The organism is Aquimarina agarivorans (assembly GCF_000218485.1).
Classification (GTDB): Bacteria; Bacteroidota; Bacteroidia; order Flavobacteriales; family Flavobacteriaceae; genus Aquimarina; species Aquimarina agarivorans.
Map to the genome: position 1 here is coordinate 1 of NZ_AFPB01000044.1, position 2,078 is coordinate 2,078.

A 2,078-nucleotide genomic window follows, 5' to 3' on the forward strand; every position below is an offset into this window, starting at 1 on the left:
TTAGTGTTAGTTTTTATTCGTCTAACTCTAAGTTTTTTGCTATTTCATTTACAAATTTAGAAACTTCATCAATTAAATTCACTATTTCAACATCACTAATAGGTACAGGTTCACCTTCCTTTGTCATTCCATTACGATGCACAAGGTCGTGTCTAAGTTTTACAAATTTCGAAACTTTTGCAATAGAAGGGAATTCAATTTTGAATGTGCTTTTAAACATTGAACTTACAGTAGGAAGATTATGATAAATTGTGTCAAGCATAACTTTTTTAGCGGTTTCTTCAATTATCTCATATTCTTTAAATATATCTTTAAGCTCGAACTTACCTGCTTTAAATTTTGGATGACTTGATATAAAGTTTTTCAAATAATCTTTGTTTTCAAGAGTTAATTTAATGAAAACCTCAGATAAAAAAGTTTCCATTGTACCGATTACTCCAATAAATAATTGTCGATTTAAGATTTTCTCTAATTCTGGTTTTTTAATTTCTAAGGTAAGTAAAGATGAAAGGTTAGAAATTTCATCATTAAATTTTTTTAAATGATTTTCATTTTCAGAAAAAGCTTCAAATTCCTCTTCGTAGTAATAATCTTCATTTAATTCATATGGTTGTAGATAAATTCTAACACCATCGGATAAGTTTTTATTTTTTTAGTATTTCAGGATTGCTATTTTCTATATCGAATTCAACTCGATAATTATATAATAATCCGTCTGAACTCTCATCTTCTTCAATATCATATACAAGTTCGTCAAGTTCGTGGATTGTCAAGTCTAAATGCTCAGCTAATTTAAAATCAGCAGGTCTTTCTTGCATATCTATCATTAAGTCACTAAAATATCCCATTTGATTTCGTTCAGTTTTGTAATTAACACTAACGTCTCGTATAAGAAACGTAGGGCAGGAGATAAGGAATAAGTTTCGGATTAGTACTAAGCCAAATAGAAATATTTTGCTTTTATCTTTTTTATCATAAACGCCAAATTTTGTATTTGGCGACTTTGCATATAAACACAAGCTTTTCGATTAAGCCAAAAGCCCTATGTTTTTTTATACATTGTTGTAAAAAGTTTATATGCGATTGTGATTATTCTGTAATTACAAAATCATTTAATTGATTTAAAAGTTCATATACTACCTCCTTATTTCCCTCAGAGTTTCTTCTAAACCAAAAATAGTGAGAATAATGTAAGAGATTTCCACAACAAAATGTTCCATAGTCATTTGTAAGTGTTAAAAGATTTTGTACATCTTCTCCCGCTACATCCCAAATGTCATAATCTTGCTTAGCTATAGAATCATAAATTTCTCCATTTATATTCTTTTTTTCTATATCCTTATAAGACAATATAAGTGTTTTTATGAATTTGTCTAAGTCTGAGGTTTTGTACCAATCACTACTTTTGATTTTCTGAAATATATACTTCTTTTCTTTTTCGTTGAGTGAATTTTGTATAAATTCAGAATCTCTTCTTATTGTTTTAAAAATATAAGTAAAGGCTTTACCTTTAGTGAAAATTTTAAATCCAAAACTATAATTACTTATGTCAAACGAAGCATTTCTGTGAAATAAATCTGTATTTGATGAAAGAAAATTATATGTATGTTTATGTTTCTTCAATCGATTGAAGAGAAAATCAAAAAGAGCTATTTTGTTAGGGAAATAGTCTGAAAATTGTCCAGATAATATAGACAGATACTCATTTTTTTCTTGAAGAATAATTGTTTCCTTTTCTTTTTCTTTTAATACACTTACTAATGAATCATTAGTAAGTTTCTGTTTATGTAATTTTTTTTTAAAATTATCTTTCTCAGTCTTATTTAGATTACAAGAAAAGAATACAAAGATTAAAAATAAGATTATTATGTTTATTGATTTCATTTTTAATTTTTTACAACGGGCGCGTGTATGAAACGTAGCTCAGAATCGCTTACTTTTCGACTTTACACAGAGCCAATTTTAATTTCTATGTTTAGTTTTTTTATAAATATAGCCAAATTAAAACTTGGCGGTTACAGCAGAAAAACCTGAACCTTTGGATTTATAACTGACCTGCTATGTTTTCATACATTGTG

3 protein-coding genes are annotated in these 2,078 nt (G+C 27.3%); all 3 read right to left on the minus strand.

Annotated elements, in window-relative coordinates; genetic code table 11:
• Positions 1-13: 13 nt before the first annotated feature.
• The 3 genes from GMC_RS21605 to GMC_RS0101980 all read right to left on the minus strand — a co-directional run bounded on the left by GMC_RS21605 (position 14) and on the right by GMC_RS0101980 (position 1,884).
• Entirely contained in the window at positions 14-622 is a 609-nt protein-coding gene (locus GMC_RS21605; protein WP_157998129.1) for a HEPN domain-containing protein, read from the minus strand.
• A gap of 22 nt (positions 623-644) precedes the next feature.
• On the minus strand, positions 645-1,019 hold the full coding sequence (locus GMC_RS0101975) for a hypothetical protein (RefSeq protein ID WP_029489547.1): 375 nt from the start codon (positions 1,017-1,019) through the stop codon (positions 645-647).
• A 70-nt stretch (positions 1,020-1,089) separates the two neighbouring features.
• Positions 1,090-1,884 carry a hypothetical protein gene (locus GMC_RS0101980; RefSeq protein ID WP_010520560.1) on the minus strand — a complete coding sequence of 265 codons (795 nt, stop codon included), beginning with the start codon at positions 1,882-1,884 and terminating at the stop codon, positions 1,090-1,092.
• Positions 1,885-2,078: the final 194 nt, after the last annotated feature.